The organism is Rahnella rivi (genome assembly GCF_019049655.1).
GTDB classification, from domain to species: Bacteria; Pseudomonadota; Gammaproteobacteria; order Enterobacterales; family Enterobacteriaceae; genus Rahnella; species Rahnella rivi.
Window position 1 is genome coordinate 66,903 of the sequence record NZ_JAFMOX010000058.1, and the last position, 24,620, is coordinate 91,522.

Annotated in this window: 20 protein-coding genes; 10 read left to right on the forward strand and 10 right to left on the reverse strand. The window is 54.2% G+C overall.

Going from position 1 to position 24,620, the window contains the following annotated elements; genetic code table 11:
• Nucleotides 1-5 precede the first annotated feature (5 nt).
• Nucleotides 6-533: an RNA pyrophosphohydrolase gene (gene rppH / locus J1779_RS11565; protein ID WP_056781808.1), complete on the reverse strand. Its 528-nt coding sequence runs from the start codon at nt 531-533 to the stop codon at nt 6-8.
• Between the two features lie 696 nt (nt 534-1,229).
• Here rppH and mutH point away from each other — a divergent pair.
• From mutH to J1779_RS11580, 3 genes are all read left to right on the forward strand, one after another.
• On the forward strand, nt 1,230-1,916 hold the full coding sequence (gene mutH / locus J1779_RS11570; RefSeq protein WP_217203826.1) for a DNA mismatch repair endonuclease MutH: 687 nt from the start codon (nt 1,230-1,232) through the stop codon (nt 1,914-1,916).
• Nucleotides 1,917-2,068: 152 nt separating this feature from the next.
• Entirely contained in the window at nt 2,069-2,287 is a 219-nt protein-coding gene (locus J1779_RS11575) for a YgdI/YgdR family lipoprotein (RefSeq protein WP_056782032.1), read from the forward strand.
• 179 nt (nt 2,288-2,466) lie between these two features.
• On the forward strand, nt 2,467-3,507 hold the full coding sequence (locus J1779_RS11580; RefSeq protein WP_056781813.1) for an NADP(H)-dependent aldo-keto reductase: 1,041 nt from the start codon (nt 2,467-2,469) through the stop codon (nt 3,505-3,507).
• A gap of 67 nt (nt 3,508-3,574) precedes the next feature.
• Here J1779_RS11580 and lplT read toward each other — a convergent pair whose 3' ends face one another.
• The 3 genes from lplT to J1779_RS11595 form a co-directional block, all read right to left on the reverse strand.
• Nucleotides 3,575-4,783, reverse strand: a complete 1,209-nt coding sequence (gene lplT / locus J1779_RS11585) for a lysophospholipid transporter LplT (RefSeq protein ID WP_217203827.1) — start codon at nt 4,781-4,783, stop codon at nt 3,575-3,577.
• Complete coding sequence (aas, locus tag J1779_RS11590) at nt 4,780-6,945, reverse strand: bifunctional acyl-ACP--phospholipid O-acyltransferase/long-chain-fatty-acid--ACP ligase (protein ID WP_217203828.1); 2,166 nt, start codon at nt 6,943-6,945, stop codon at nt 4,780-4,782. The genes lplT and aas overlap by 4 nt, the downstream gene beginning before the upstream one ends.
• A gap of 323 nt (nt 6,946-7,268) precedes the next feature.
• Entirely contained in the window at nt 7,269-9,539 is a 2,271-nt protein-coding gene (locus tag J1779_RS11595; RefSeq protein WP_217203829.1) for a molybdopterin-dependent oxidoreductase, read from the reverse strand.
• A 253-nt stretch (nt 9,540-9,792) separates the two neighbouring features.
• On the opposite strand from J1779_RS11595, the gene galR reads away from it, so the two are divergent.
• A complete protein-coding gene (gene galR, locus J1779_RS11600; RefSeq protein WP_217203830.1) occupies nt 9,793-10,800 on the forward strand; it encodes an HTH-type transcriptional regulator GalR in 1,008 nt (335 codons plus the stop codon).
• On the opposite strand, the gene J1779_RS11605 is transcribed toward galR, so the two are convergent.
• From J1779_RS11605 to J1779_RS11625, 5 genes are read right to left on the reverse strand one after another with little or no spacing between them, the layout of a single operon-like run.
• Nucleotides 10,797-11,246, reverse strand: coding sequence for a GNAT family N-acetyltransferase (locus J1779_RS11605; protein ID WP_217203831.1), 450 nt, complete (start codon nt 11,244-11,246; stop codon nt 10,797-10,799). The genes galR and J1779_RS11605 overlap by 4 nt on opposite strands.
• A gap of 5 nt (nt 11,247-11,251) precedes the next feature.
• Nucleotides 11,252-12,025 carry an FCD domain-containing protein gene (locus tag J1779_RS11610; protein WP_056781826.1) on the reverse strand — a complete coding sequence of 258 codons (774 nt, stop codon included), beginning with the start codon at nt 12,023-12,025 and terminating at the stop codon, nt 11,252-11,254.
• 38 nt (nt 12,026-12,063) lie between these two features.
• The gene (locus J1779_RS11615) at nt 12,064-12,381 is read right to left on the reverse strand and encodes a PTS sugar transporter subunit IIB (protein WP_056781828.1); all 318 of its coding nucleotides are present in this window, start codon (nt 12,379-12,381) and stop codon (nt 12,064-12,066) included.
• A gap of 14 nt (nt 12,382-12,395) precedes the next feature.
• Nucleotides 12,396-13,832 (reverse strand): glycoside hydrolase family 1 protein, encoded by a 1,437-nt coding sequence (locus J1779_RS11620; RefSeq protein WP_056781831.1) that lies wholly within the window; start codon nt 13,830-13,832, stop codon nt 12,396-12,398.
• Between the two features lie 29 nt (nt 13,833-13,861).
• Nucleotides 13,862-15,199 carry a PTS sugar transporter subunit IIC gene (locus J1779_RS11625; RefSeq protein WP_056781833.1) on the reverse strand — a complete coding sequence of 446 codons (1,338 nt, stop codon included), beginning with the start codon at nt 15,197-15,199 and terminating at the stop codon, nt 13,862-13,864.
• Nucleotides 15,200-15,485: 286 nt separating this feature from the next.
• On the opposite strand from J1779_RS11625, the gene J1779_RS11630 reads away from it, so the two are divergent.
• On the forward strand, nt 15,486-15,803 hold the full coding sequence (locus tag J1779_RS11630) for a PTS lactose/cellobiose transporter subunit IIA (protein WP_056781835.1): 318 nt from the start codon (nt 15,486-15,488) through the stop codon (nt 15,801-15,803).
• Between the two features lie 144 nt (nt 15,804-15,947).
• Here the strand turns inward: J1779_RS11630 and lysA are convergent, their stop codons facing one another.
• Nucleotides 15,948-17,207: a diaminopimelate decarboxylase gene (gene lysA, locus J1779_RS11635; protein WP_217203832.1), complete on the reverse strand. Its 1,260-nt coding sequence runs from the start codon at nt 17,205-17,207 to the stop codon at nt 15,948-15,950.
• Nucleotides 17,208-17,340: 133 nt separating this feature from the next.
• On the opposite strand from lysA, the gene J1779_RS11640 reads away from it, so the two are divergent.
• The 5 genes from J1779_RS11640 (at nt 17,341) to J1779_RS11660 (ending at nt 24,618) form a co-directional block, all read left to right on the forward strand.
• Nucleotides 17,341-18,276, forward strand: a complete 936-nt coding sequence (locus J1779_RS11640) for a LysR family transcriptional regulator (protein WP_122097014.1) — start codon at nt 17,341-17,343, stop codon at nt 18,274-18,276.
• 66 nt (nt 18,277-18,342) lie between these two features.
• Nucleotides 18,343-19,200, forward strand: a complete 858-nt coding sequence (locus J1779_RS11645; RefSeq protein WP_217203833.1) for a ChaN family lipoprotein — start codon at nt 18,343-18,345, stop codon at nt 19,198-19,200.
• A 125-nt stretch (nt 19,201-19,325) separates the two neighbouring features.
• Nucleotides 19,326-20,156: a TonB family protein gene (locus J1779_RS11650; RefSeq protein WP_217203834.1), complete on the forward strand. Its 831-nt coding sequence runs from the start codon at nt 19,326-19,328 to the stop codon at nt 20,154-20,156.
• Between the two features lie 27 nt (nt 20,157-20,183).
• Nucleotides 20,184-22,292 carry a S9 family peptidase gene (locus J1779_RS11655; protein ID WP_238485145.1) on the forward strand — a complete coding sequence of 703 codons (2,109 nt, stop codon included), beginning with the start codon at nt 20,184-20,186 and terminating at the stop codon, nt 22,290-22,292.
• A 58-nt stretch (nt 22,293-22,350) separates the two neighbouring features.
• Nucleotides 22,351-24,618, forward strand: a complete 2,268-nt coding sequence (locus J1779_RS11660) for a TonB-dependent receptor domain-containing protein (RefSeq protein ID WP_217203836.1) — start codon at nt 22,351-22,353, stop codon at nt 24,616-24,618.
• Nucleotides 24,619-24,620: the final 2 nt, after the last annotated feature.

Below are 24,620 nucleotides of genomic sequence, written 5' to 3' on the forward strand. Positions count from 1 at the left end.
GCGACTTAGCCTCTTTTACGACGATAAGCGGGCGATGTCTTGGGAAGGGAGATTTCCTGCATCGGCATAATGGTTGTCGAAAACTCTTTCATCACACGACGATAAACATCGCGTTTGAATGACACCACCTGACGAACCGGATACCAGAAACTCACCCAACGCCAGCCATCAAATTCAGGCGTGCTGCTGCGCTGCATATTGATATCAGCATCGTTACACATCAGTTGCAGCAAGAACCATTTTTGCTTTTGGCCGATACAAACCGGCTTTGTGTCCCAACGCACCAAACGTTTTGGCAATTTATATCGTAACCAGTTGCGGGTCGAAGCCAGAATACGCACATCTTTACGGCTCAGACCTACTTCTTCAAACAGCTCGCGGTACATTGCCTGCTCAGCGGTTTCACCGGGGTTAATGCCACCCTGAGGAAACTGCCAGGAGTGCTGACCGTATCGTCTGGCCCATAACACCTGACCCTGCTTGTCACAGATTACGATACCAACATTCGGGCGGTAGCCATCATCATCGATCACCGGACTACCTCAATAGCTTAAAATCATAGATGTTGTGATTGTTTCACACTACCAACAGGCGGTAAACCACTGGTTAGCGCTGATCCGCACGAATAAAAATGGGATAACTTTCACTTAACAGCAAAGTTATAAACAGATTCTGTTCGACACCCGCGATTTTATTCACTTTTTCTGTGGATAGATGTGTGCAGAACTTAAGAGTAAGCAGGGTAAAACTCTCGTGAACTTATCCCCAGCCTCAAAATTAACATTTATAAAATCGTTAATAAGCATGGAGTTATAGAGTAAAAACGAGGTTATCACGGGACTAAAAAAGTGAGACAAGTCACATTCGAACATGATCTGGCGAAAGATCCACCAATGACGTTTTTATCCACAGCGATCGTCTAAAAGTTGACGTTACCTGCTCTGAAATTGGATAAAACCCGGTCCGTCAAGCCTGTAAATCGAACCAGTGATCGAATTTACCCAGGGTTATCCAAGAAATCTGTGGATAAGTAGGGGGAAGATCCTGTTCATTGTCGCCTTCAACAGGTGGTCAACCTGAAAACGGCTTGTGACAAACCGGTCAGAAGGGTAAAAAAAATCAAATTAAATCATGCTATTATTCGGCCATCCCACGGGTATAACTTTTTATGCACTGCATTACGCAGGGTGAGTATAAAATTTAACCTAATTTCATGAGTGTTGTTTTTTATGTCTATTCCTTTACCTGCAACTGAACCGCCACGTCACGAAGATGCGTTGCTGCATCGCGCGCAGTCGCTCGCCGGGCATACGCTGGGTGAGCTGGCAGCCCGTGCCGGATTGCCGATACCGGCAAACCTTAAGCGTGAAAAAGGCTGGGTGGGTATGCTGCTGGAAGTGTATCTCGGCGCGAGTGCCGGCAGTAAGCCGGAGCAGGATTTTGCTGATATCGGCATTGAGCTGAAAACGATCCCCATTGATTCTCAGGGAAAGCCGCTGGAAACCACGTTTGTCTGCGTTGCCCCTCTGACCGGCAACAGCGGTGTGACCTGGGAGAGCAGCCACGTCCGCCACAAACTGGCGCGGGTATTGTGGATCCCGGTGGAAGGGGAACGTCAGATCCCGCTGGCCGAACGCCACATTGGCGCGCCTCTGCTGTGGCAACCCACGCAGGAAGAAGATGAGCAACTGCGTCAGGACTGGGAAGAGTTAATGGATTTGATCGTGCTGGGCAAAGCCGAAAGCATCACGGCGCGCCACGGAGAATTCCTGCAACTGCGCCCGAAAGCGGCAAACAGCAAAGCGTTAACCGAGGCCATCGGTGAATTTGGCCAGCCCATTATGACGCTGCCACGCGGCTTTTATCTGAAGAAACGTTTTACCGCAGCGCTGCTGGCGCATCATTTTCAGCTCTGAATCATCATTTTAAAAATACCGGCACCTTTTATGTCACTTTTAAAAGCCTTTGCTACGCTAGAATGTGATTCTGTCTGGAGTGTATGAAGTTCGGCTTTGTCACACTTCACGTTCACTACTACGTCGCGTACATAAAAGGAATGACAACAATGATGAAGAAAGCGTTGATGATGACCAGTGCTGCTCTGCTGGTATTCGGGCTTGCAGGCTGCGCCAGTGACTATGTAATTTCCACCAAGGACGGCAGCATGATCCTGACCGACGGCAAACCGGAGCTGGATAAATCCACCGGTCTGCTGAGTTATACCGATGAGCAAGGCAACGAACGTCAGATCAATAACGACAATGTCAGCCAGGTCATGAAGCGTTAAGCACATTCTGTTCCCCGCAATACAAAGAGCCAGTTTTTGCTGGCTCTTTTGCCGTCAGCCCCTTTCCGCCCGCGTTACCGGCACTCTCTGCTACTTCCCCCTTCTGCCAGCCTTGTATATAGTCAGTTAAGGCATTTTTTTTCTCCGCCTGACATTCTCAGAAGAAAGGAAGACCGGCAATGCAATATCACCGTATACCCCACAGTTCTTTAGAAGTGAGCTTACTGGGTCTTGGCACCATGACTTTTGGTGAACAAAACAGCGAAGCCGACGCCCATCAGCAACTCGATTACGCCGTCGCCGCGGGCATCAATCTGATTGATACCGCAGAGATGTACCCTGTTCCGCCACGCCCGGAAACGCAGGGTCTGACGGAAAGCTATATCGGCAGCTGGCTGAAAGCCCGTGGTAACCGCGAAAAAATCATTCTGGCGAGCAAAGTCTCCGGCCCTTCCCGCGGCAGCGACAACGCGATCCGCCCGGCGCAGATGCTGGATCGTAAAAATATCCGCGCAGCGCTGGATGCCAGCCTGAAACGTCTGAACACTGATTATCTCGATCTCTACCAGTTGCACTGGCCACAGCGTCAGGCCAATTTCTTTGGCAAACTCGGTTATCAGTACACCGAAGAGCAGTCTCCGGTCACGTTGCTGGAAACGCTCGAAGCGCTGAATGAACAGGTTCGCGCCGGTAAAATCCGCTACATCGGGGTTTCCAACGAAACGCCATGGGGTGTGATGCGTTATCTGCAACTGGCGGAAAAACACGATCTGCCGCGTATTGTTTCCATTCAAAACCCGTACAGCCTGCTGAACCGCAGTTTCGAAATCGGTCTGGCGGAAATCAGCCAGTACGAAGGGGTGGAGCTGCTGGCGTATTCCAGCCTGGCGTTCGGCACCCTGAGCGGGAAATACCTTAACGGCGCAAAACCGGCCAACGCGCGTAATACGTTGTTCAGCCGTTTCACCCGTTACTCTTCACCGCAGGCCGAAGGCGCGGTGGCGGAATACGTGGCGCTGGCCAAAAAACACAATCTGGATCCTTCTCAGATGGCACTGGCCTTTGTGCGTCAGCAACCTTTTGTTGCCAGCACCCTGCTGGGCGCCACCACGCTGGAACAGCTGAAGATCAATATCGACAGCCAGGAGTTAACGCTGGATGCCGACATCATGGGCGAACTGGAAAATATCCATAAGCGCTTCACGATCCCTGCACCGTAACGCCGGATCTCAGCCATTAAAAAAGGGCGCTCAGCGCCCTTTTGTTTTTTGAGATGACAAACAAGCCTCAGGCGTGACGTCGTTTTTGCATAATCTGCCAGACCCACAGCGCGGTGATCGCCAGCGCGAAGACCACACCGAAACCAATACCGATCGCCACCACCGGCGCTCCTGCCATCACCACCAGCGAATACAGGCCGAGCATCAATAACATGGCGGTATTTTCGCCCAGATTTTGCACCGCAATGGCATTACCGGCACCGACGGAAGCCTTACCGCGATGCTGCAACAACGCATTCAATGGCACCACAAAGAAGCCACCGAGAACACCGACCACGATCAGCACGATGTAAGAACTCAGCATACTGGTTTGCAGTGCAAAGACGACCACGGCAACACCGATCGCCACGCCCGCAGGCAGACAGCGTTTCACCGTTTCCAGGCGAATCAATTTCGCGGCCGCACCGGCACCAAACACAATCCCGATCGCCACCATCGCGTTGAGCAGCGTCGGCGTTTTATTATCGGTAATGCCCAGCGCCACCGGCACCCACAGCACCAGCAGGAAGCGCAGCGTCACGCCCGCGCCCCAAAACAGACTGGTTCCCACCAGCGAGAAACGGGTTTCACCGTCGCGCCACAACGTGGTGCAGGCAGCGAAAAATGTCCGCGTCATTTTTACCGGATGCCAGGACTGCCCGGCGCGTGCAGGCGTCAGTTTCGGGATAAACCAGTTCGCCGCCACTGCCGCGCCATAGGCCAGCACACAAATTCCCAGCGCCGCCAGGATATTCCAGTCCGCCAGCGCACCGCCCGCCACAGAGCCCAGTAAGATAGCGGCGATGGTAGACGCCTCCATCAGACCGTTGGCTTTTACCAGCTGTTCGCCACTGGCGATTTCACCCAGAATGCCGTACTTGGCCGGCGAATACGCGGCGGCCCCAATACCGACCAGCGTATAGCCGAGGAAAGGATTCAGACCGGCACAGATAACCGCCGCGCCACCCAGTTTCAGCAGGTTAGCCACCATCATTACCCGCCCTTTGGAGAAGCTGTCGGCGAACTGCCCGACAAATGGCGCGAGAATGATGTAGGTGGCGACGAAGGCCATCTGTAAAACAGGCTGGCTCCAGTCGGGATAAAGTTGCTGTTTGATCAACGCCAGCGCGGCAAACAACAACGCGTTATCGCCAAAAGCAGATAAGAACTGCGCCACGATCACCGCCGTCATGCTTTTGGACATCAGCGGCGAGGCCGCCGCTAAAGGTTTACTCATGCCTCAGTCTCCGGTTTTTCTGCCATTTCGCGCAGGGTGACAAAATCAGGTTTACCGCTGCCGAGTAGCGGCAGGGCTTTTACCACACGAATATCACGCGGCACGGTAAGTTCCGGCAGCCCCAGTTCACGGGCAGCCTTACTCAGCGCATCACGACGTAATTGTGGGTCGGTGGTGAACAGCACCAGCGCCTCGCCTTTACTGCTGTCACTGCGCGACGTCGCGGCGTGTTGCGCATCCGCAGACGCCTTGATCGCCAGCTGTTCCACGCTTTCCAGTGAAACCATTTCGCCTGCCAGTTTGGCGAAGCGTTTTACGCGCCCACGAATGGCGCAGAAGCCTTTTTCATCCAGCGTGACGATATCACCGGTGTCATACCAGCCGGCCTGCATTTCACCTTCGGCATTTTCAGCCTGCGGGGTTTCCAGTACGCCCGGATTTTCAACGCGCAGATAGCCTTTCATGATGTTAGGGCCGCGCAGTTGCAGCCGTCCGCCCTCTTCAATGCCCGGCACGTTAATCAGGCGCGCGTCCATTCCCGGTAAAATCTTCCCGACAGTGTTCACTCTAGTCGCCATCGGCACGTTAATCGCCACCACCGGCGCACACTCGGTCACGCCGTAGCCTTCCAGAATGCGGATACCAAATTTGTCCTGCCAGATTTCCTTAGTGCTTTCCGCCAGTTTCTCCGCGCCCGCCACCACGTAACGCAGGCGTGCAAAATCATAAGGATGGGCAAAGCGGGCGTAGTTGCCGAGGAAGGTCGACGTACCAAACAGCACGGTGCAGTTCTGGTCGTAAACCAGTTCCGGCACAATGCGGTAATGCAGCGGGCTGGGATAAAGGAACACGCGGGCACCGGTCAGCAGCGGTGTTAACAGACCGACAGTCAGGCCAAATGCGTGGAACAACGGCAGCGACGACATAAAGCGGTCACGCGGCGTAAAGTCTGCCACGGTACGGATTTGCTCGACGTTCGCCAGCAGGCTGGCGTGTGAATGCACCACGCCTTTCGGGTTGCCTTCCGAGCCGGACGTGAACAACACCAGCGCGGCATCATCGGCTTTTTGCGGCAGCATGGCGCGGCGTGGGAAAATCAGATGGAACAGGATCCACAGCTTATCTTGCGTGGTGACCGTATCTTTTAAATCTTCCAGATACACCCAGTTCGCTTGCGGCACATTCTCGGGAAGATGCGTCAGTTTGCCTTTTTCCAGAAACTGACGGGAGGTGACGATGGTTTTGATCTGCGCCGCTTTCATTGCGCTTTGCAGGCCTTTCGCCCCGGCGGTGTAGTTAAGCAGCGCCGGAATACGGTTGCGCACAGAGGCACCGAACAGCGCCGCCGCCATGATGGTGGCATTCGGCAGCAGCATGCCGACGTGTTCCCCTTCGCGGGTGAAACGTTGCAGGATCCGGCTGACGCCGAGGGATTTTTTCAGCAGCCCCTGATAGGTATCTTCTTTAAACGCGATATCAGCGATGCAGGGTTTGCGGCGGCCATAACGGGTTTGCGCGGACAGCAGCGCTTCATACAGCGTTTCCGGTTCGCGGGTGGCCATGCGCGCCTGCATCATGATCTTATGCAATTGCTCTCCGGCCAGCACGCGGCGGTCACGTGAACGCGGCGCATCCGGCATCGGGATAGTCTGCGGCGGTAACACGTTGATGGTGATTTTCGGGAACCAGCGAATCTTAAAGCTGCCGAACAGACGACCAAACGGCGTGTATTCTGCGCCATCAATACGCACAGGGATCACCGTCGCCTGAGACTTCGCCGCCACAAAGGCCGCGCCGTCGTAAATTTTCATCAATGATCCGGTGACCGTAATACGCCCTTCCGGGAAAACCACCACCGGACGCCCCTTCTCGACCTGGCGGATCAGATGCTTGATCGCCATCGGTTTGGTCGGGTCGAGCGGCATAAAGTCAACGTACGGCTTCAGCCAGCGCATATACCAGGTGTCGGTAATATTGGAATAGACGGCGAAAACCGGCTTCACCGGCAGGAAAAGCACCAGCAGCATGCCATCAATAAAAGAAACATGGTTGGGGGTGAGCAATAAACGCGGGTAATCAAATGAGGATGTGGCCGGCGTCACAGTGACCCGAAACGCGATGCGGAACAGCCATCTGAACGCAGCGAAAAGAAAGTTATACATGTGTGCCATCTCCTTATGTGTCATCCCTGATCCTGAAAGAAAAAGGTTGGGGAAACAGCATACTATAAGCCGCAGAATAATGACGACAGTCAGCAGTGAGTTTAGGAGGAGGATGAGTAAGTGGGGACCGGAGGCAAAAAAAAACCTACGCATCTGCGTAGGTTGGTGCAAATCTAATCGGTATCAACATGCAGAGCACGTTGATGATTCACCAATCAATACCTCTGGGACGTTCAATCTAGCTGGTTTGTGGTAATCACAGCCAGCGGGCAATCGAAACATAATTCCGCAAAGTGTAACGAGTGGTGAAAATGTCCCCGGTTTTAATCATTTAGTGCGCACTGCGTGACTTCCACCAGACAACTCATGGCATTCGGACCCTGCGTAAGACGTGAAGTGCCGATATCCAGCGTCAGCACATTCGGGTTACCCGCCTGTTCGGTCTCCTGCCATTTGCCGCCAAAACCGGGGTTAAACCAGGCGCCCGTCGACATCAGCACCACACCGCGCGTTATGCCATCGTTAAACGTCACTCCGGCCAGACAACTGCCGCGGGCATTATGCACTTTTACGCGATCGCCCTCATTGAGCTGGCGGCTGACGGCATCCTCCGGGTGCATAAACAGCGTTTCTTTACCGGCCGTTTTGTTGGACTGTGCCAGCGGAGACTGATCGAGCTGGCTGTGCAGACGATCTTTCGGCTGAATGGAAATCAGGTGCAGCGGCCACTCTTTGGCTGTTTCAGCGCCCAGCCATTCTACCGGCGGCTGCCATTCAGGGTGTGGCGCGAAATCTGCGTAACCGTAACCGGCGATCGTTTCCGAGAACAGTTCGATTTTTCCGCTGTGCGTGCCGAGGGGATTTGCACGCGGACTTTTGCGGAACTCCTCGAAGAAAACAAAATCTTTTTCCGGCATAGGCAGTTCGACAAAACCGCGCTCCCAGAACGTTTCAAAGTCCGGCCATTCCACGCCGGTGCCTTTTTGCGCTTCGCCGCATTGACGGTAAATATGGCGCAGCCACTGATCTTCATTACGCCCCTGCGTAAACTGTTCGCGATAACCGAGTCGGTCAGCGATGTCTGCAAAAATATCAAAATCGTTACGCGCCTGATGCTGAGGCGCAATCGCCTGATGCATCGCCAGCACGAAGCGGTCCCTCGAAGAACCGCCGATATCGTTGCGCTCAAGCGACGTCGTGGCAGGCAGCACGATGTCCGCCATCTGCGCGGCAGGCGTCCAGACGTTATCCTGCACGATAATGGTGTCCGGTTTCTGCCAGCCTTCGACCAGCCGGTTAAGCTGCTGATGATGGTGGAACGGATTTCCGCCCGCCCAGTGCACCAGATGGATATCAGGATAATGCTGCGTTTCGCCCTGAAATTCATACGGTTGCCCCGGATTGAGCAACATGTCGCTGATACGGGCGACCGGGATCGACAGGCCGGACGGATTTGGCCCTGCGCTGACCGCTGGCCCCGGCGTGTCATAACGCGGATTCCCGACGCTGTTCATCGAACCGTGACCAAACGAGAAACCGCCGCCCGGTAAACCCACCTGGCCGAGCATCGCGGAAATGGCGATCATCATCCAGTAAGGTTGCTCACCGCGATGAGCACGCTGCACGGAATACGAACAGGTAATAAAGCTGCGCACACCAATCAACTCATCGGCCAGACGCGCAATGCGCTCCGCCGGAATACCGGTAATGTGGCTCGCCCACGCCGGGTCTTTCGCGATGCCGTCCGAATCGCCGCGCAGATAGGCGGCAAGTTGCGGATAACCGACGCAGTGACTGGCGAGAAACGCATCGTCCTGCGCCTCTTTGCGCTGAATTTCAAACGCGATCGCCATCATCAGCGCCGCATCGGTATTAGGGCGGATCGGGATCCACTCAGCATTGAGGAACGCCGGGCAATCGTCGCGCATCGGGCTGATATTAATGACGCGGGTGCCCTTCTTCGCCAGCTGCTCCAGCGCCGGTTTCAGCGTATGTTCTACTGCGCCACCTGACGCCACCTGCGCGTTTTTCAGCGCAAGGCCCCCGAAGGCCAGCAGGATTTCTGCGTGTTCAACCACGCTCGGCCAGGAAGTCACCCGGCCGGTCAGCGGTGTAAAAGTGCCGATGACATAAGGCAGGAAAAACTGCGCCGAGCCCCAGCTGTAGTTGCCAAGCTGATCCACGCCACCGCCGCCGGTGAAATAAAAACGACGCACCAGCGATCGGGCATGATGCAGACGCCCGGCGGAGGACCAGCCGTAAGAGCCGTTGAAAATGCCGGAAGCGCCATAGCGGTCGCGAACACGCCGGTTTTCTTCCGCCACCAGATCCAACGCCAGATCCCAGTCCACTTCGACAAAATCTTCCCGGCCACGCAGCGAGCGATCGCTGTTTTCGCGTTTTTGCAGCCACGAGCGGCGCACAGCCGGTTTACGGATACGCTTGTCGGAATAAACCAGCGGCACAATAGAATCCAGTAAAGGCGAGGGATCGGCATCCGCTTTATAAGGTTCACAGCGGATCAAGCGGCCATCTTCCACCACGGCGGTGTACGCGCCCCAGTGAGCCAGTTGCGGATAGCGTTTTATCGACATAATTTCTATTTTTCTCAGCGCAGATGAATGACCTTAAAAATACCATTCAGGACGCTGGCAGTTCAAAGAACAAATAATCTTAATAAAATGCATTTCCGCCCTATCGCACTGGGATTTCCGTTAATCACCACGATCTTTTTCTATTACATCGCCCTTACATCTAAAAGTTGCGATCAGCCTCCTTGCAGCGACCGGTCTTTTCCGCAAAACTGGTCAGTGTAAACGATTACCCTCACGGAATAGCGGAAGTGTTATGGCAACGATTAAGGATGTAGCAAAACTGGCAGGCGTATCGGTTGCGACCGTTTCACGCGTGATTAACCATTCTCCGAAAGCCAGCGAAAGCTCGCGGGATGCGGTTCAGAGCGCCATGCAACACCTGCAATATCATCCGAATGCCAATGCGCGCGCCCTGGCTCAACAGGCGACCGAAACATTGGGGCTTATCGTGGCAGACGTTTCTGACCCGTTCTTCGGCGCGATGGTCAAAGCGGTGGAACAGGTGGCCTACGCCACCGGCAATTTTCTGCTGATTGGTAACGGTTATCACAACGTCGAAAAAGAGCGTCAGGCCATTGAACAGTTGATCCGCCACCGCTGTGCCGCGTTAGTGGTGCACGCCAAAATGCTGCCTGAAGATGAACTGACCAGCCTGATGCAACAAATCCCCGGTATGGTGCTGATTAACCGTACGCTGCAGGGCTTCGAGCAGCGCTGTATTGCCCTTGATGACCGTTACGGTTCCTGGCTGGCAACCCGCCATCTGATTCAGGCCGGGCATAAACGCATTGCGATTTTGTGTTCTGACCACGGCATTTCCGACGCCAGCGATCGCCTGCAGGGCTATATCGACGCCCTGACGGAGAATAATATTCCGGTGGATGACAAGCTGATCGCCTACGCCGAACCCGATGAAATCGGCGGTGAAAAAGCCATGGCGGATTTACTCGGTTTGGGAAAAGGATTTACCGCGGTGACCTGCTATAACGATTCGATGGCCGCCGGCGCATTATCGGTGTTAAGCGATAACAGCATTGATGTACCGGGAGAAATTTCACTGATTGGGTTTGATGATGTGCTGATTTCACGCTATCTGCGTCCGCGTCTGACTACCGTGCGTTATCCGGTGGTGGCGATGGCGAATCAGGCGGCGCAGCTGGCGTTAGCGCTGGCCAATGGCTTGCCGTTACCGGAAACCACCCACATGTTCAGCCCGACGCTGGTGCGCCGACACTCGGTGAGCAACCCGGCAGGCAACTAAAGAAATTGGCGAAACAGATGCACCGGTTTATCAGGATAATCCAGCGCATCGCCAATATACTGCCAGCCAAAACGCTCGTAATAGCCGGTAAATTCAGCGTACAAGTACACCTCACGAAAGCCGCTGCGGCGGCTCTGTTCCAGAACGAATGCCTGCAACTGTTGCCCCAGCCCCTGTGAGCGGAACTCCTCATCGACGTACAGCGCCGCCAGCCACGGGGTCAGATCCTGGCGGCTGATCAGATCACAGCGCCACAGCCCCACCGTTCCCGCCAGTGTCTCGCCTGCCAGCGCAATATACGTTTGCGGCAGATCCGCGCCGCTCAGGCTGCTTTGCACTACGCTTGCAAAAAAATCCCGACTGTTCTCGCTGCCGAAAGCCTGCCATAACCAGTCCGTCACCTGTTCTTTGAATTCAGGCCGGTCGCTGAGGTTAATGATCTTCATGGCACTCAAACCATTTTACCCTGAAAAATCGGCACGGATTCAAACAGATAACCGTCAAACTCTGGCGCATCGACATCCGACAATTCCATCAGCGTATTTTTCACGTTTTCCATGTGCTGCCACATCGCCTGGTACGAGCCCATCACGTCGCGACGTCGCAGTGCCGCCAAAATATTCTGATGATCAGCCAGCCACTTCAGGCGATAACCGCGCGTGGCGATGTGGCTGTGTAACTGTTTCCACAACGGGCTGGAGTCACGGTGCATCCAGATATTTTTGACGGAATCGAGCAACATCTGATTTTGCGTCGCCCCGGCAATCAGCAGGTGAAACAGCCGGTCATTGTCGCCGCTCTCATCGTTGGCAACGATTGCGGTTTGCTCCTGCTCCAGCGTACGGCGCAGATTTTCGATATCAGATTTGGTCGCCATTTTGGCGGCAAACGCGGCGATATTGCTTTCGAGCAACTGCCGCGCCTGCAGGATTTCAAAGGGGCCGATCTGCCCCTGATACATCAGTTCGTCTTCGCCTTCTTCCTGAGAAGGAATGCGGATCACGTACACGCCGGAACCCTGACGGATATCCACCGTGCCTTCCAGTTCCAGCATCAGTAAGGCTTCGCGCACAATCGTCCGGCTGACGCCGTAGGTTTCCGCCATGTTGCGTTCCGGCGGCAGGCGGGATCCCACAGCAAAATGCCCTTGCTTGATTTGCTCGCGCAGGTCATGCCCGATTTCCTGATACTGCTTTCTGTCCTGCGAAACCACACCCTTTTCCACACAATCACCCTGATGCATAAACCAAAAAAGACCGGATGTTACTGTATCAGAGATAACGCCTGATCCAGCACTTTTGCACCGTTTAACGTGCCGTAAGCCACCATGTCGATCACTGCAATCGGGATACCCTGTTCGTCGGTCAGCTTCTTATTTTCCGCCAGTTTGAATCTCACCTGCGGCCCTAACAACACCACCTGAATATCCCGGCCATAGGCTTCCAGCTCATCTCGCAGATTATTTTCCGGGATGGCGTAGATTTTAAATTCCAGGCCACGGGCCGCGGCTTCTTTTTCCATTTTGGTGACCACAAGCGAGGTAGACATGCCTGCTGAACACGCTAATACGATACGTTTCATAGTATTTCCTTAGGTTATTTATCTTCGTCATCCAGCGTCAAAGACAACACGCCATTGTCACTGAGGGATTTAAACCAGCGGGATGATTTTTTCTGATGGCGGTTACGGTTGTCATCAAGATCAATTTCAATCAACCCGTAGCGATTTTTAAACGCATTCATCGGCGAGACGTTATCGGTAAATGCCCACAGCATATATCCCTGACAATTTGCGCCGTCTTCCCGCGCTTTTAACGTCCAGTAAAGATGCTCGGCGATAAATTCGATCCGATAATCGTCCTGAATTTCGCCGGAAATTGCGTCGCGGAACTGCCCTTCGTTTTCGATACCCATGCCGTTTTCAGCCACAAACCACGAAATATTGCCGTATTCGGTTTTAATGCGCATCGCCATGTCATACACCACGCGCGGATAAATTTCCCAGCCACGGGATTTATTCATCCTCCGGCCCGGCAATTCAAAATGCTCGTAATAATACGCCGGATGGAATGGCGTCTCTTTATTCCATTCGCGGGAAGGGGCTTTTACCCGGTGCGGGTAATACAAATTAATCCCCACTTCATCGACGGTGTTATTGCGAATTACCGTCAGCTCAGCTTGTGAATAATCAAAATGCACGCCGTGCTTTTCCAGTAAATCCAGCAGTTCCTGCGGGTATTCCCCTTTAATCATCGGATCTAAAAATACGCGGTTATAAAATAAATCGTATATTCGTGCCGCCTGCTGGTCGTGCGCCGCGGTTGAACGGGCGTAAGTCACTTCCGGATTTAAAATCACCCCGACGGTGCCTGAGGCGTTATACCCTTTGCGGTAAAACAGCTCGACCACTTTGGCGGTCGCCAGCACTTTGTGGTGATTCCACTGCATCCATTTTGCGGTGTTTTGCTCGAACGGCCAGCGGATTGCGTCCAGATACACGCGGGTCTGCACCACCACCGGTTCATTAAACGTAAACCAGCGGCTGACTTTGTGGGCATAACGCTCAAATACCTTTTCCGCATACAACACAAACAGTTCGACAACTTTCTTTGAGCTCCATCCGTCATATTTTTCAATCAGATACGCCGGAAGTTCGTAGTGTTCCAGGCACAGCATGGGCTCGATACCGTTGCGTTTCATCTCATCGAGCAGGTCGTCGATGTAAGCGGCGTACGCTTCATCGACGGTGCCCAGCTCATAGTCGGTGAGAAAGCGCGACCAGTTGATCGAGGTGCGGTAGTGGCTCAGCCCGCTGGCTTTCATCAGCGCCACGTCTTCTTTATAACGGTTGATGAAATCCGTGGCTTTCGCCGGGCCGTAGCCGTTATGCCAGACGTGACGGCTGTTTTTGTACCAGAGATCCAGATACGAATCCTGCCCGTCTTTCTTGCCGCTCCAGCCCTCGGTCTGCCACGCGGAAGCCGCGGCGCCGAGGATAAATCCTTCAGGAATGGCGATGGTAACCTTGCTCATAACAGTCCTCTTTGTCCGGATGAATTGACTCAGGCCGTCGCCGCCTGTTTTTGCTGCATCGCTTCAAGCTGTGCCTGTTCGGCGCGGCGGGAAGCCACTTTCACGAACGGCAGATAAATCAGCACCGACACCACAATGCAGCCGGCCTGCGTGATCACAGCCCCCATCGAACCCGCGGTAGAAAGCCAGGCGTTGATGATAGGCGGCGTGGTCCACGGCACCATGACAACCGCGCGTCCGGCAAAACCGAGGCTGGTGGCAAAATAACCGATGGTCCCGGTGATGAGCGGCGTGATGATGAACGGGATCGCCAGAATCGGGTTCAGCATGATGGGCATACCGAAAATTACCGGTTCATTGATGTTAAAGACGCTTGGCCCGAGTGACAGCTTGGAGATTTCGCGCATCTCTTTACGACGCGTGGCGAGCATGACGGCCAGCAACAAACCGATGGTGCAACCGGAACCCCCGATGCTCATGTACACATCCCAGAACGGCATGGTGATGATGTTCGGCACTTCATGACCCTGCTCGAAGGCCGTCATGTTGACCATGATCGCGCCCAGCAGCAGGGGTTCGCGGATAGGCTTGATCATCTGATTGCCGTGAATACCGATCACCCAGAACAGTTGCGCCACAAACATCAGCAGCAGAATGCCCGGCAGGCTTTGCATCACCGACTCCAGCGGACGCTGGATCACCTGATACACCGCATCGTACAAATACATGCCGGTGACCTGATGGAACACAAAACCGAAGGTGGCAATGATCACCACGGTAATAATGGCCGGAATTAATGCGGAGAATGACGCCGAGACATTCGGCGGCACGCTTTCCGGCATCTTAATTCGCAGGCCGCTGTAGCTTTCGAGCTTGGAATAAATTTCTACCGAGAGGATGGCAATAAACATGCCGAGGAACAGACTTTTCGTATCGGAGAATTGTTTAGCCAGCACATCTTTCACTTCCTGCATCTGACCATTGACCATCATATCGACAGTGGTCGGCGTCACGGCAATAAAACAAATGACCGCCAGCAGGCCGGGAAATAATGATCGCGAGCCGTTAATTCTTCCTAATTCAATACCGATCAGGAAGACGGCACCAATGGTCAGGAAACTCAGCGTGGCGTAGTTAATGCTGCTCATAATCGGTTTGAGCGTCGCCAGCCATGACAACATTTCAAAGTGAGCCAATCCGTTTTTCGGATCCATCACCATGTTAGAAATTAATACGGAGAATGCCCCTACAATAATAACGGGCATTAATGTGATAAAAGCAGCTTTGATAGCCATAATGTATCTGTAGCTATTAAAGGTATTGGCGAATCCCCCGAGAGAATCGATAAAACGGTCTTTAAATGACATGACACCACCTCTTTTAATTTTGTTTCACGCTTTGCAGGTGTTTGTTTCGCATTGACCTTTTATGCATCTGAAAGAAAAGGTGTCGCGCGAAGTAGAGCCAGATTCCGTTTCTGAGAGTGATCCTGTCGGCCACATGTCGGCGTTATTTCATCAATAATGCGAAATGTGGCATGCCAAAAAATAGCTGAATGAGAATTAATTTCTGTGACATTGTTCTCACATGTGAATATTGGAATTCCAATATGATGAATTCACCCTTTTCTGGTATACCAATTTGGAGTTTTCGATGGAATTCGATCTGGAACAAACGGTGATGGAGTTATTGATCAACGCCGGAGAAGCACGATCTAACGCGATGATGGCGATTCAGCACGCACGTAAAAAAGAGTGGGAACAGGCTGATGCCATGCTGAAAGCCTCAGACGATGCGGCGCGTATCGCGCACAAAGTGCAGACGCAGCTGATTGGTCTGGATGAAGGCGTGGGCAAAATTCCGGTGAACCTGATCATGGTGCATTCGCAGGATCACCTGATGACCGCCATGCTGTGCCGTGAACTGGCCGAAGAGATCGTGTTACTGCGAAAAGAGATGTTTGATAAATAATGAGTTTATTACTCAGGAATTCCCCTGAATCCTTTGAGTGGCATCAGGGCGGCAACGCAATGAAACTCCGGTCACATACACAAGAATGTGACCGGGGTTCGTGAAAGGCAGCCAACGCAGAGTCAGCGCGAGGGATGACGGAGATTACAGTTCTAAAGCGATCAGCTCTTCTACCGTCTGACGACGACGAATCAACCGCGGTACGCCATGTTCAAACAACACTTCCGGCAGCAGCGGGCGGGTGTTGTAGTTGGATGACATGGATGCGCCGTACGCCCCGGTGTCGTGGAACACCAGATAATCACCGATTTGCACCGCCGGTAACGGGAAGGTTTCGACTCCGCCGCCTGCCTGCTGGGTGAACACGTCGCCGGATTCACACAACGGCCCGGCGATCACAGCATCAGTCTGCGGCTGTCCGCTCACATCGCGACCATCTGCCGGTAACAGCGAAATATGGTGATAGCTGCCGTACATCGCCGGGCGCATCAGGTCGTTAAAGCCTGCGTCGCACAGCACAAAGTGACGGCTGCCCATGTCTTTCACTGCGCGGATTTGCGCCACCAGCACGCCGGATTCCGCCACCAGGAAACGCCCCGGTTCGATTTCCAGTTTAACGTCATGCCCAAGATGCGCGGCGATTTGCTCACGCGCACGGTTCCACAGGCCATAGTAGTGGCCGGTATCAATGGATTCTTCTTCAAAATGATACGGGATCGACAGACCGCCACCGGCTGAAATCGCTTCAATATCTTGTCCGGTTTCAATCACCTGACTGACCATCGCATCGCACACCTGCTCCAGATGACCGTAATCCACACCGGAACCGATATGCATATGAATACCCACCAGTTTCAGGCCGTACCGGCTGATTTCTGCCATTGCCTGTGGCAAATCGGCATACCAGATCCCGTGTTTGCTGTTTTCGCCGCCGGTATTGGTTTTCTGGCTGTGACCGTGACCGAAGCCCGGATTCACGCGCAGCCACACCGGATGCCCGGCTTTGTGCTGACCAATCTGGCTGAGCATGTCGATGGAACCGGCGTTCACCGGAATATCCAGCGCCGTCACGCGCTCCAGCGTCGGCTGATCCAGCACGTCGGCGGTAAAGACAATCTCACTGTCTTCACGGCCCGGAATAAAACCGGCCACCAGCGCACGTTCAATTTCACCCAGTGAAACGGAATCGACTTTCACGCCCTGCTCGCGCATCAGACGCAAAATATGAATATTGGAACAGGCTTTTTGCGCAAAACGGATGACGTCGAACTGACGCAACTGCGCGATGCGCGCTTTGATGATCTCAGCGTCATACGCCCACACAGGGCAGCCAAATTGTTGCGGCAGAGCCAGTAAATTCGCGGCATTAAGCGCGGTAGACAGGTCGTTCAGGGCGCGTGGCATAAGATTTTCCGTCAGGTGAATTCAGTCATATTTCCCTCAGTATGCCGCGTGACTGACCGGCGATAAAATATCTATTTCAGGCCAGTCTATTCATTTATGATATGGGCTGTTCCTTCGCTCACCGGATAAACCCATGCCTGCGATTTCCCTGCGCCATATCGAAATTTTTCATGCGGTCATGACCACCGGCAATCTGACCGAAGCCGCCGCGTTGCTCAATACCTCGCAGCCGACGGTCAGCCGCGAACTCGCGCGCTGCGAAAAGCTGCTGAATTTGCAATTGTTCGAGCGGTTGCGTGGGCGTTTATACCCGACGGTGCAAGGGTTGCGGTTGTTTGAGGAAGTGCAGCGATCGTATTACGGGCTGGACAGGATCGTCAGCGCGGCGGAAGGCATCCGCCAGTTTGAGCAGGCGCAACTCTCGATCGCCTGCCTGCCGGTGTTCAGCCAGTCGCTGCTGCCTGCGGTGTGTAAGCCGTTTCTCGACCGCTACCCCGACGTGAGTTTCAACATCGTGCCACAGGAATCGCCGCTGCTGGAAGAGTGGCTGTCGGCGCAGCGTCATGATTTAGGACTGACGGAAAACATCCAGACGCCCGCCGGAACCGAGCGCCAGACGCTGCTCACGCTGAACGAAGTGTGCGTACTACCGGCCGGGCATCCGCTGGCGGAAAAATCACGGCTGACACCCCAGGATTTCAGCGGCCTGAATTTTATCAGCCTGTCGGCCACCGACAGTTACCGCCATCTGCTCGACACTTTATTTACGGAACAACAGGTTTCGCGGCGGCTGGTGATGGAAACTCACAGCGCCGCGTCGGTGTGCAGCATGGTGCGTGAAGGCGCGGGCGTTTCCATCGTTAACCCGCTGACTGCGCTGGATTATTCTGCTAAAAACAGCGAAAACGGCGTCGTATTACGGGAGTTCAGCATCGCTGTGCCGTTTACCGTCAGCCTGATCCGCCCGCTGCACCGCCCCGCTTCCGCGCTGGTCACCACGTTTATTGAACACTGCCATCAGCAGGCACAACGTTTTGCCGGACGCCTTGAGGCCGCGCTGATGCGCTGACTTGTAAATGATAATCATTATCCATAACATGCGGGCAGCATCCCGCTATGGAAAATGAGGATCACCATGAACAAGTTTTTACTTCTGGCCATTCTGGCTCTGACCGCCTGCTCCACCGCCCCGCGCCACACCGCCAAACCGCTGACGGCGCCGGGCGGCATCATCACTGATTTGCACACCGGCGCAACCCTTTCTCCGTCTGAGTTGCTCAGCAGACTGGCTGCCCAACCCCGCGTTATCGTCGGTGAAAAGCACGACAACCCGACACATCATCAGATTGAAAACTGGCTGGTACAAAGCCTGCCGGCAGTGCGTCCGCAAGGCAGCGTGCTGATGGAAATGCTGACGCCGGATCAGCAGCCGAAAGTGGATCAGGTGAAGGCCTGGCTGCAAACCGGGCCGGACGCCCGCCCTGCGCATGTCGCAGAACTGATTAACTGGCAAAAAAGCTGGGACTGGTCGATGTACGGCGATGTGGTGATGAGCGCCATGAAAGCGCCGTATCCGCTGCTTTCTGCCAATCTGGATCGCAGTGAAATCATGGCGTTCTATGAAAATCCGCAGTTCCCGGCCGGTACCCGTTCGGCGGATCATGCGGTACGAAACGCCATCAGCGACACCATCCGTACCTCTCATCAGCAAAATATCGGCGCAGAACAGCTGCACGCCATGCTGGCGATCCAGCAGCAGCGCGACCGTCGCATGGCCCAGCGGCTTCTTGCCGCGCCCGCCCCGGCTTTGCTGATCGCTGGCGGTTATCACGCAGGCAAAAGTATCGGCGTGCCGGTGCATGTCAAAGATCTCGATGCGGCGGCGTCCGTCACTGTACTTCTTCTGGCGGAAACGGGCGTGACGGTCGATAAATCTCAGGCCGATTTCGTGTGGATAACCCCGGCAGCAGCCGCTAAACCCGCCGCGAAATGACCCTTAAGTTATTGTGCTCACTGAATTAAAAATGTGGAGACTGTGAAAGTTTCTTGTAAAGAGCCATTACAAATGATTACTATTATCAAATAATATTGAATCTCATTATCATTTTAATGGACTAAATGACCACTCACTTTCTTACCGGTACACCGGTCGCTGCGGCGTTTGTTTTGCGCCCTCAGCGCCGCATTATCGGGCTGATATTGTCCCTGACAGCACACGGCGCGCTGGCCGCCTGGTTATTGTGGTCAGCGCCCGTGCCGCCGCCGTATGAGCTGCCGCCACCCGCCGTGATGGTGACGCTTTCTGCCAGCGTCGAAAATAATCAAACCACCAAACCGCTGCCCGTCGGCCTTCAGCAGGCGGTGGATTCGGCTGCGTCCAGCAAGCAGGAAACAACGCCGCAGTTGCAGAAAAACATCACGCCGCCGGTAAATGAAAGCGCGGAAATCAAACTGGTTCAGCAACGTGAAAAACCGCAAGAACAGCCCAAACGCCGCAAACCGGTACAAAAAACGCAGGAACGCCAGCAGGATCCCACCCGCGCTTCCGCCGCCAGCGCGGCTGCCCCGCCGGTCACGGCGGCGGTTTCCGATAAAATTGCCGCACCGATGAACAGCGATTCCTCACAGACCCGCGACGCCAAAGTGACCTGGGAAACACGGGTGAAAGTGCAGCTTAACCGCCTGAAAAAATATCCGCCGGACGCCATTTCGCGCCACCGCACCGGCGTCGCGCTGGTGGCTTTTGTCGTCGATCAGCGCGGCGAAGTGATCAGCAGCCGGTTAGTGAAATCATCCGGCACGATGTCGATGGACGCCGAAGCGCTGGCGGTTTTACAGCGCGCCAGCCCGCTGCCGCAACCGCCGGGCGAGATGCTGAAAGCCGGTCAGGTACCGGTGACGATGCCACTGGAATTTACCCTGAGCGGCGCAAACAGCCGCAAGTCTTAACGGAATACTATGACTCTTTCACGATTGATGACGCTGCTGACGGCGGGAACGCTCTTTGTCTGCACCACCCCCTTAGCGCAGCCCGTGCCGCCGGTTGCTGAAAAGCATCCGCATATTTTGCAAATGGCCGGTGAAAGCCGGACGGACGATTATTACTGGCTGCGCGATGACAGCCGCCAGAACCCGAAAGTCTTGAATTATCTGCGTGCCGAAAATCAGTACAGCGCCCGGATGATGTCCGGCTGGGCAGCATTAACGGAAACCTTGTATCAGGAAATGCGCGCCCGTCAGGGGGAGCACACCGAATCTGTGCCGTATGAACTGCACGGTTATCGTTATCAGCAGCGTTATCTGCCCGGCAAAGATTATGCGCAATATTTGCGTCAGCCGGTCAGCGGCAATGCGGTCTGGCAGACGCTGGTGGACGCCAGCCAGCGCGCCGCCGGGCACAGGTATTATCAGTTTGGCGGGCTGGAAATCAGCACCGACAATCTGCAGATGGCCGTCGCGGAAGACACCCAGGGACGCCGCCAGTACAGCATCAGTCTGCGCAATCTTAATACCGGCGTCTGGCAAAATGATGTGCTGCAAAACACCTCGGGAAATATGCAGTGGTCGGCGGACGGTCAGTATCTGTTTTATATCCGCAATCATCCGCAAACGCTGATGCCGTATCAGGTTTTCCGTCATAAGACGGGCACGCAGGTTTCTCAGGATGCGCTGGTGTATGAAGAAAAGGACGGCGGTTTTTACCTCGGCCTTTCGCGCACGGCCTCAGACGATTATCTGATGATCGTCAGCAGCGGTAATACATCTTCCGACGTGCGGCTGATCCCGGCCGGTGAGCCGCTGGCTGCGCCGCAGCTATTCGCAGCGCGTCGTCCGGGCGTGGAATATTATCTGGACCATTATCGCGGTCAGTTTTACATCCGCTCCAGTCTGCACAGTCCGCATTTTGGATTGTATGCAACGCCGTCTGCAGGCTCGCCCTGGCAGACACTGGTCGCGCCGGATGATCAGCGGGATCTGGAAAACTTTGCCCTGTTCCGCCATCAGCTGGTGCTGCAAGTCCGCAGTCAGGGGCGCGTTCAGCTGGAAATGATCGGCTGGAAAACCGGACAGACGCGCAACGTGACGTTTGACGAAGACAGTTACATGGCATGGCTCGGTTCAAATCCCACGCCGGACACCGACAAATTGCGCTACGGCTATTCCTCCATGACCACCCCGACGCGGATTTATGAATGGGACATGTCCACCGGCACCCGCACGCTGTTGCAGCAGAAACCGGTGGAAGGCGTGGACCCGGCACATTACGCCAGCCAGCGGGTGATGATCACCGCGCGCGACGGCGTACAGGTGCCGGTTTCGCTGGTGTACCGCAAATCGCTGTTCCGCAAAGGCCATAATCCGCTACTGGCTTACGGCTATGGCGCGTACGGCATGAGTATGGATCCGGCGTTTGGCGCCAGCCGCATCAGTCTGTTAGACCGTGGTTTTGTCTTTGCCCTGATCCACGTGCGCGGCGGCGGTGAACTCGGTCAGCAATGGTATCAGCAGGGTAAGCTGAAAAATAAAGCCAATACTTTCAATGATTTTATCGACGCAACTCAGGCGCTGGCGCAACAAGGCTTCGGCCAGCCGGGACATTTATATGCCATGGGTGGCAGCGCGGGCGGCCTGCTGATGGGTGCGGTCATCAATCAGCAACCGGGCTTGTTTCACGCCGTGGTCGCGCAGGTGCCGTTTGTCGATGTGCTGACCACAATGTCAGATCCGACGCTGCCGCTGACCGAAGGCGAATATGAGGAATGGGGAAATCCGGCTGAGCCTGCCGCGTATCAGCGCATTAAATCTTACAGCCCGTATGACAACGTGCATGCGGCGGCGTATCCCAACCTGCTGGTTACCGGTGGATTATTCGATTCGCAGGTGCCGTACTGGGAACCGGCCAAATGGGTCGCGCGTTTACGTACCATGAATCAGGGATCGTCAGTGATTTTACTGACCACTGAGATGGCGGCCGGTCATGGCGGAAAATCAGGTCGCCTTAACCGGCTTAGAAATACCGCGCAGGAATACAGTTTCATTATTCAGATGGACCAAAATAATAATAACCGCAATACCCATTGGTAATTAATTAGAAAGCAACGCTGAGCAATAACAATTAGAAAATAAAGCCTTCTGAGGGAATATGAAAAATAACATTTTAACCGGCATGCTCAGTGCCGGTTTAGTGCTGGCTGCACCGCTGGCATTTGCTGACACCACAGAAACAGAAAGTAATAAAGAATCGGTCACTTTCAGTCCGCTGAAAGTCTCGGCGGATAAACTCAGCAGTGAACATGAAGCGATGGCGAAACCCGGCGCATTCAGCTCACGCGGGGAAAATACCAATCTGCAATCCACGGATTCGGTATTACGCAGTATGCCGGGCACGTTCACGCAAATTGACCCCAGCCAGGGCACGGTAGACGTCAATATTCGTGGCATGTCCGGCTTTGGTCGCGTCAACACCATGATCGACGGCGTGACGCAAAACTTCTACGGTTCTTCGGTGCCGGGCGGTATTTCGCATGGCTCCACCAGCAGCGCATCGGGCGCGTTAATCGACCCGAACTTTCTGGTGGGCATTGATGTCTCGCGCGGCACCAGCGCCGGTTCGGCGGGCGTCAATGCCCTGGCGGGCAGTGCTAACCTGCGCACCATCGGCGTGGACGATGTGATTTTTTCCGGCAACCCGTTTGGCATCCGCACCCGTTTCTCGGCGGGCAATAACGGCATTGGCGAAAGCGGCATGGTCGCCGTCGCCGGTAAAACCGATGCGTTCACCGACACCGGCAGTTTCGGGATTATGACGGCGATCAGCGGCAGCGCCATCGACGCCCAGTTTAAAAATGGCGACGGCCAGAGCAGCAGCGATTTCGGCTACGAAAAAAGTTATCGCCAGAATCCGAAATCCCAGTTAGTTAAAGTGGATATTAAGCCCGATGAATTTAACAGTTTAGAATTATCCGGCAGACATTACGGGAATAAATTTACCCAGCGTGATATCACCAGCGATGACTTCTATGTGAAATATCATTACGCGCCGTTCTCCGAGCTGATTGATTTTAATTTAATGCTCAGCACCAGCCGCGGAAATCAGAAATACAATAACAACACCTTGTATACATTTTATAATACGGATGCCAGCAATCAGTCAGATGCTGTCGATATCAATAATACCTCACGCTTTTCGTTTGCCGGAGTCGATACCGCCTGGAGTTACGGCAGTAAAATCATGCGCAATAAGTATGATAAAAATATCAACAGCAATGCCTGGTCTGAAGATAATCCCGACGCCGGCCAGCAGTCGATTGAGAACAATACCTTTCAGCCTTCCGGCAAGCAGGACGTTTACAGCCTGTACACCGGGCTGGAGCTGAAAAAAGGCATCTGGAAAGGTAACGTTGATCTCAATTACAGCTATTACGATCTCCGCGGTTACAAACCGGCGTGCGATCCGCGCGTCACCTGCTTCCCGCAGGGCGGTCAGAATATCAGCCTGACCGAAGACGGCTTTAACCCGTCGGTGATGCTCTCGGCGGAAATCCGTCCGTGGTTCGAACCCTTCGTCAGTTACAGCAAATCCATGCGCGGCCCGAACGTGCAGGAAGTGTTTTTCTCTAACTCCGGCGGCGCCTCGATGAACCCGTTCCTCAAAGGCGAACGTGCGGAAACGTATCAGATCGGTTTTAACTCCACGGCGGGTAACCTGTTGTTTGAAGAGGATTCCTTCCGCCTGAAAGCCCTGTATTACACCAGTAAAATCAAGAATTACATCTACAGTGATTCCTTTATGGTGTGCCGCAACGGGCGTAAATGCAGCATCGGCGAGAATCTGCAAAACGACTGGGAAGACCAGAGCGAAGACTATTCCGACAACATGTACATTTACGTCAATTCCCTGTCACCGGTGCGTACGCACGGCGTGGAAATTGAGGCGGAATATGATACCGGTTGGGCCTTCACCCGGCTCTCTTTCAGCAAGGAACACACCAACCAGCCCACGTCGATTGCCACCGGTTCGTTTGGCGTCGGCAACATCAATGAATTGCCGGAGATGTTTTTCACCGTCGATACTGGCGTGCGCTTCCTTGATGAAAGCCTGACCGTCGGAACACTGGTGAAATACACCGGCAAAACCCGCCGCACCTCGCCGGATCAGAATTTCAATGAGACGACCGGTGCGCTGGAAAATGAAGAGATGCCCAACATTCCGACCATTATCGACCTTTACAGCACGTACGAATTTAACCGTAATCTGATGCTGAAATTCTCCGTGCAGAACCTGATGGATAAGGATTATTCAGAAGCACTGAATAAACTGAATTCGATGTATGGCCAGAACGATCCGGGCACGGCGGTGAATACGGCGCGCGGCAGAACTTATCTGGTGGGCGGCGAAGTCCGTTTCTGATA

Coding starts and splice junctions, on each gene's coding strand:
- mutH (WP_217203826.1), top strand. CDS start 1,230: ATGTCTATTCCTTTACCTGCAACTGAACCGCCACGTCACGAAGATGCG.
- J1779_RS11575 (WP_056782032.1), top strand. CDS start 2,069: ATGAAGAAAGCGTTGATGATGACCAGTGCTGCTCTGCTGGTATTCGGG.
- J1779_RS11580 (WP_056781813.1), top strand. CDS start 2,467: ATGCAATATCACCGTATACCCCACAGTTCTTTAGAAGTGAGCTTACTG.
- lplT (WP_217203827.1), bottom strand. CDS start 4,783: ATGAGTAAACCTTTAGCGGCGGCCTCGCCGCTGATGTCCAAAAGCATG.
- aas (WP_217203828.1), bottom strand. CDS start 6,945: ATGTATAACTTTCTTTTCGCTGCGTTCAGATGGCTGTTCCGCATCGCG.
- J1779_RS11595 (WP_217203829.1), bottom strand. CDS start 9,539: ATGTCGATAAAACGCTATCCGCAACTGGCTCACTGGGGCGCGTACACC.
- galR (WP_217203830.1), top strand. CDS start 9,793: ATGGCAACGATTAAGGATGTAGCAAAACTGGCAGGCGTATCGGTTGCG.
- J1779_RS11605 (WP_217203831.1), bottom strand. CDS start 11,246: ATGAAGATCATTAACCTCAGCGACCGGCCTGAATTCAAAGAACAGGTG.
- J1779_RS11615 (WP_056781828.1), bottom strand. CDS start 12,381: ATGAAACGTATCGTATTAGCGTGTTCAGCAGGCATGTCTACCTCGCTT.
- J1779_RS11620 (WP_056781831.1), bottom strand. CDS start 13,832: ATGAGCAAGGTTACCATCGCCATTCCTGAAGGATTTATCCTCGGCGCC.
- J1779_RS11625 (WP_056781833.1), bottom strand. CDS start 15,199: ATGTCATTTAAAGACCGTTTTATCGATTCTCTCGGGGGATTCGCCAAT.
- J1779_RS11630 (WP_056781835.1), top strand. CDS start 15,486: ATGGAATTCGATCTGGAACAAACGGTGATGGAGTTATTGATCAACGCC.
- lysA (WP_217203832.1), bottom strand. CDS start 17,207: ATGCCACGCGCCCTGAACGACCTGTCTACCGCGCTTAATGCCGCGAAT.
- J1779_RS11640 (WP_122097014.1), top strand. CDS start 17,341: ATGCCTGCGATTTCCCTGCGCCATATCGAAATTTTTCATGCGGTCATG.
- J1779_RS11645 (WP_217203833.1), top strand. CDS start 18,343: ATGAACAAGTTTTTACTTCTGGCCATTCTGGCTCTGACCGCCTGCTCC.
- J1779_RS11650 (WP_217203834.1), top strand. CDS start 19,326: ATGACCACTCACTTTCTTACCGGTACACCGGTCGCTGCGGCGTTTGTT.
- J1779_RS11655 (WP_238485145.1), top strand. CDS start 20,184: ATGACGCTGCTGACGGCGGGAACGCTCTTTGTCTGCACCACCCCCTTA.
- J1779_RS11660 (WP_217203836.1), top strand. CDS start 22,351: ATGAAAAATAACATTTTAACCGGCATGCTCAGTGCCGGTTTAGTGCTG.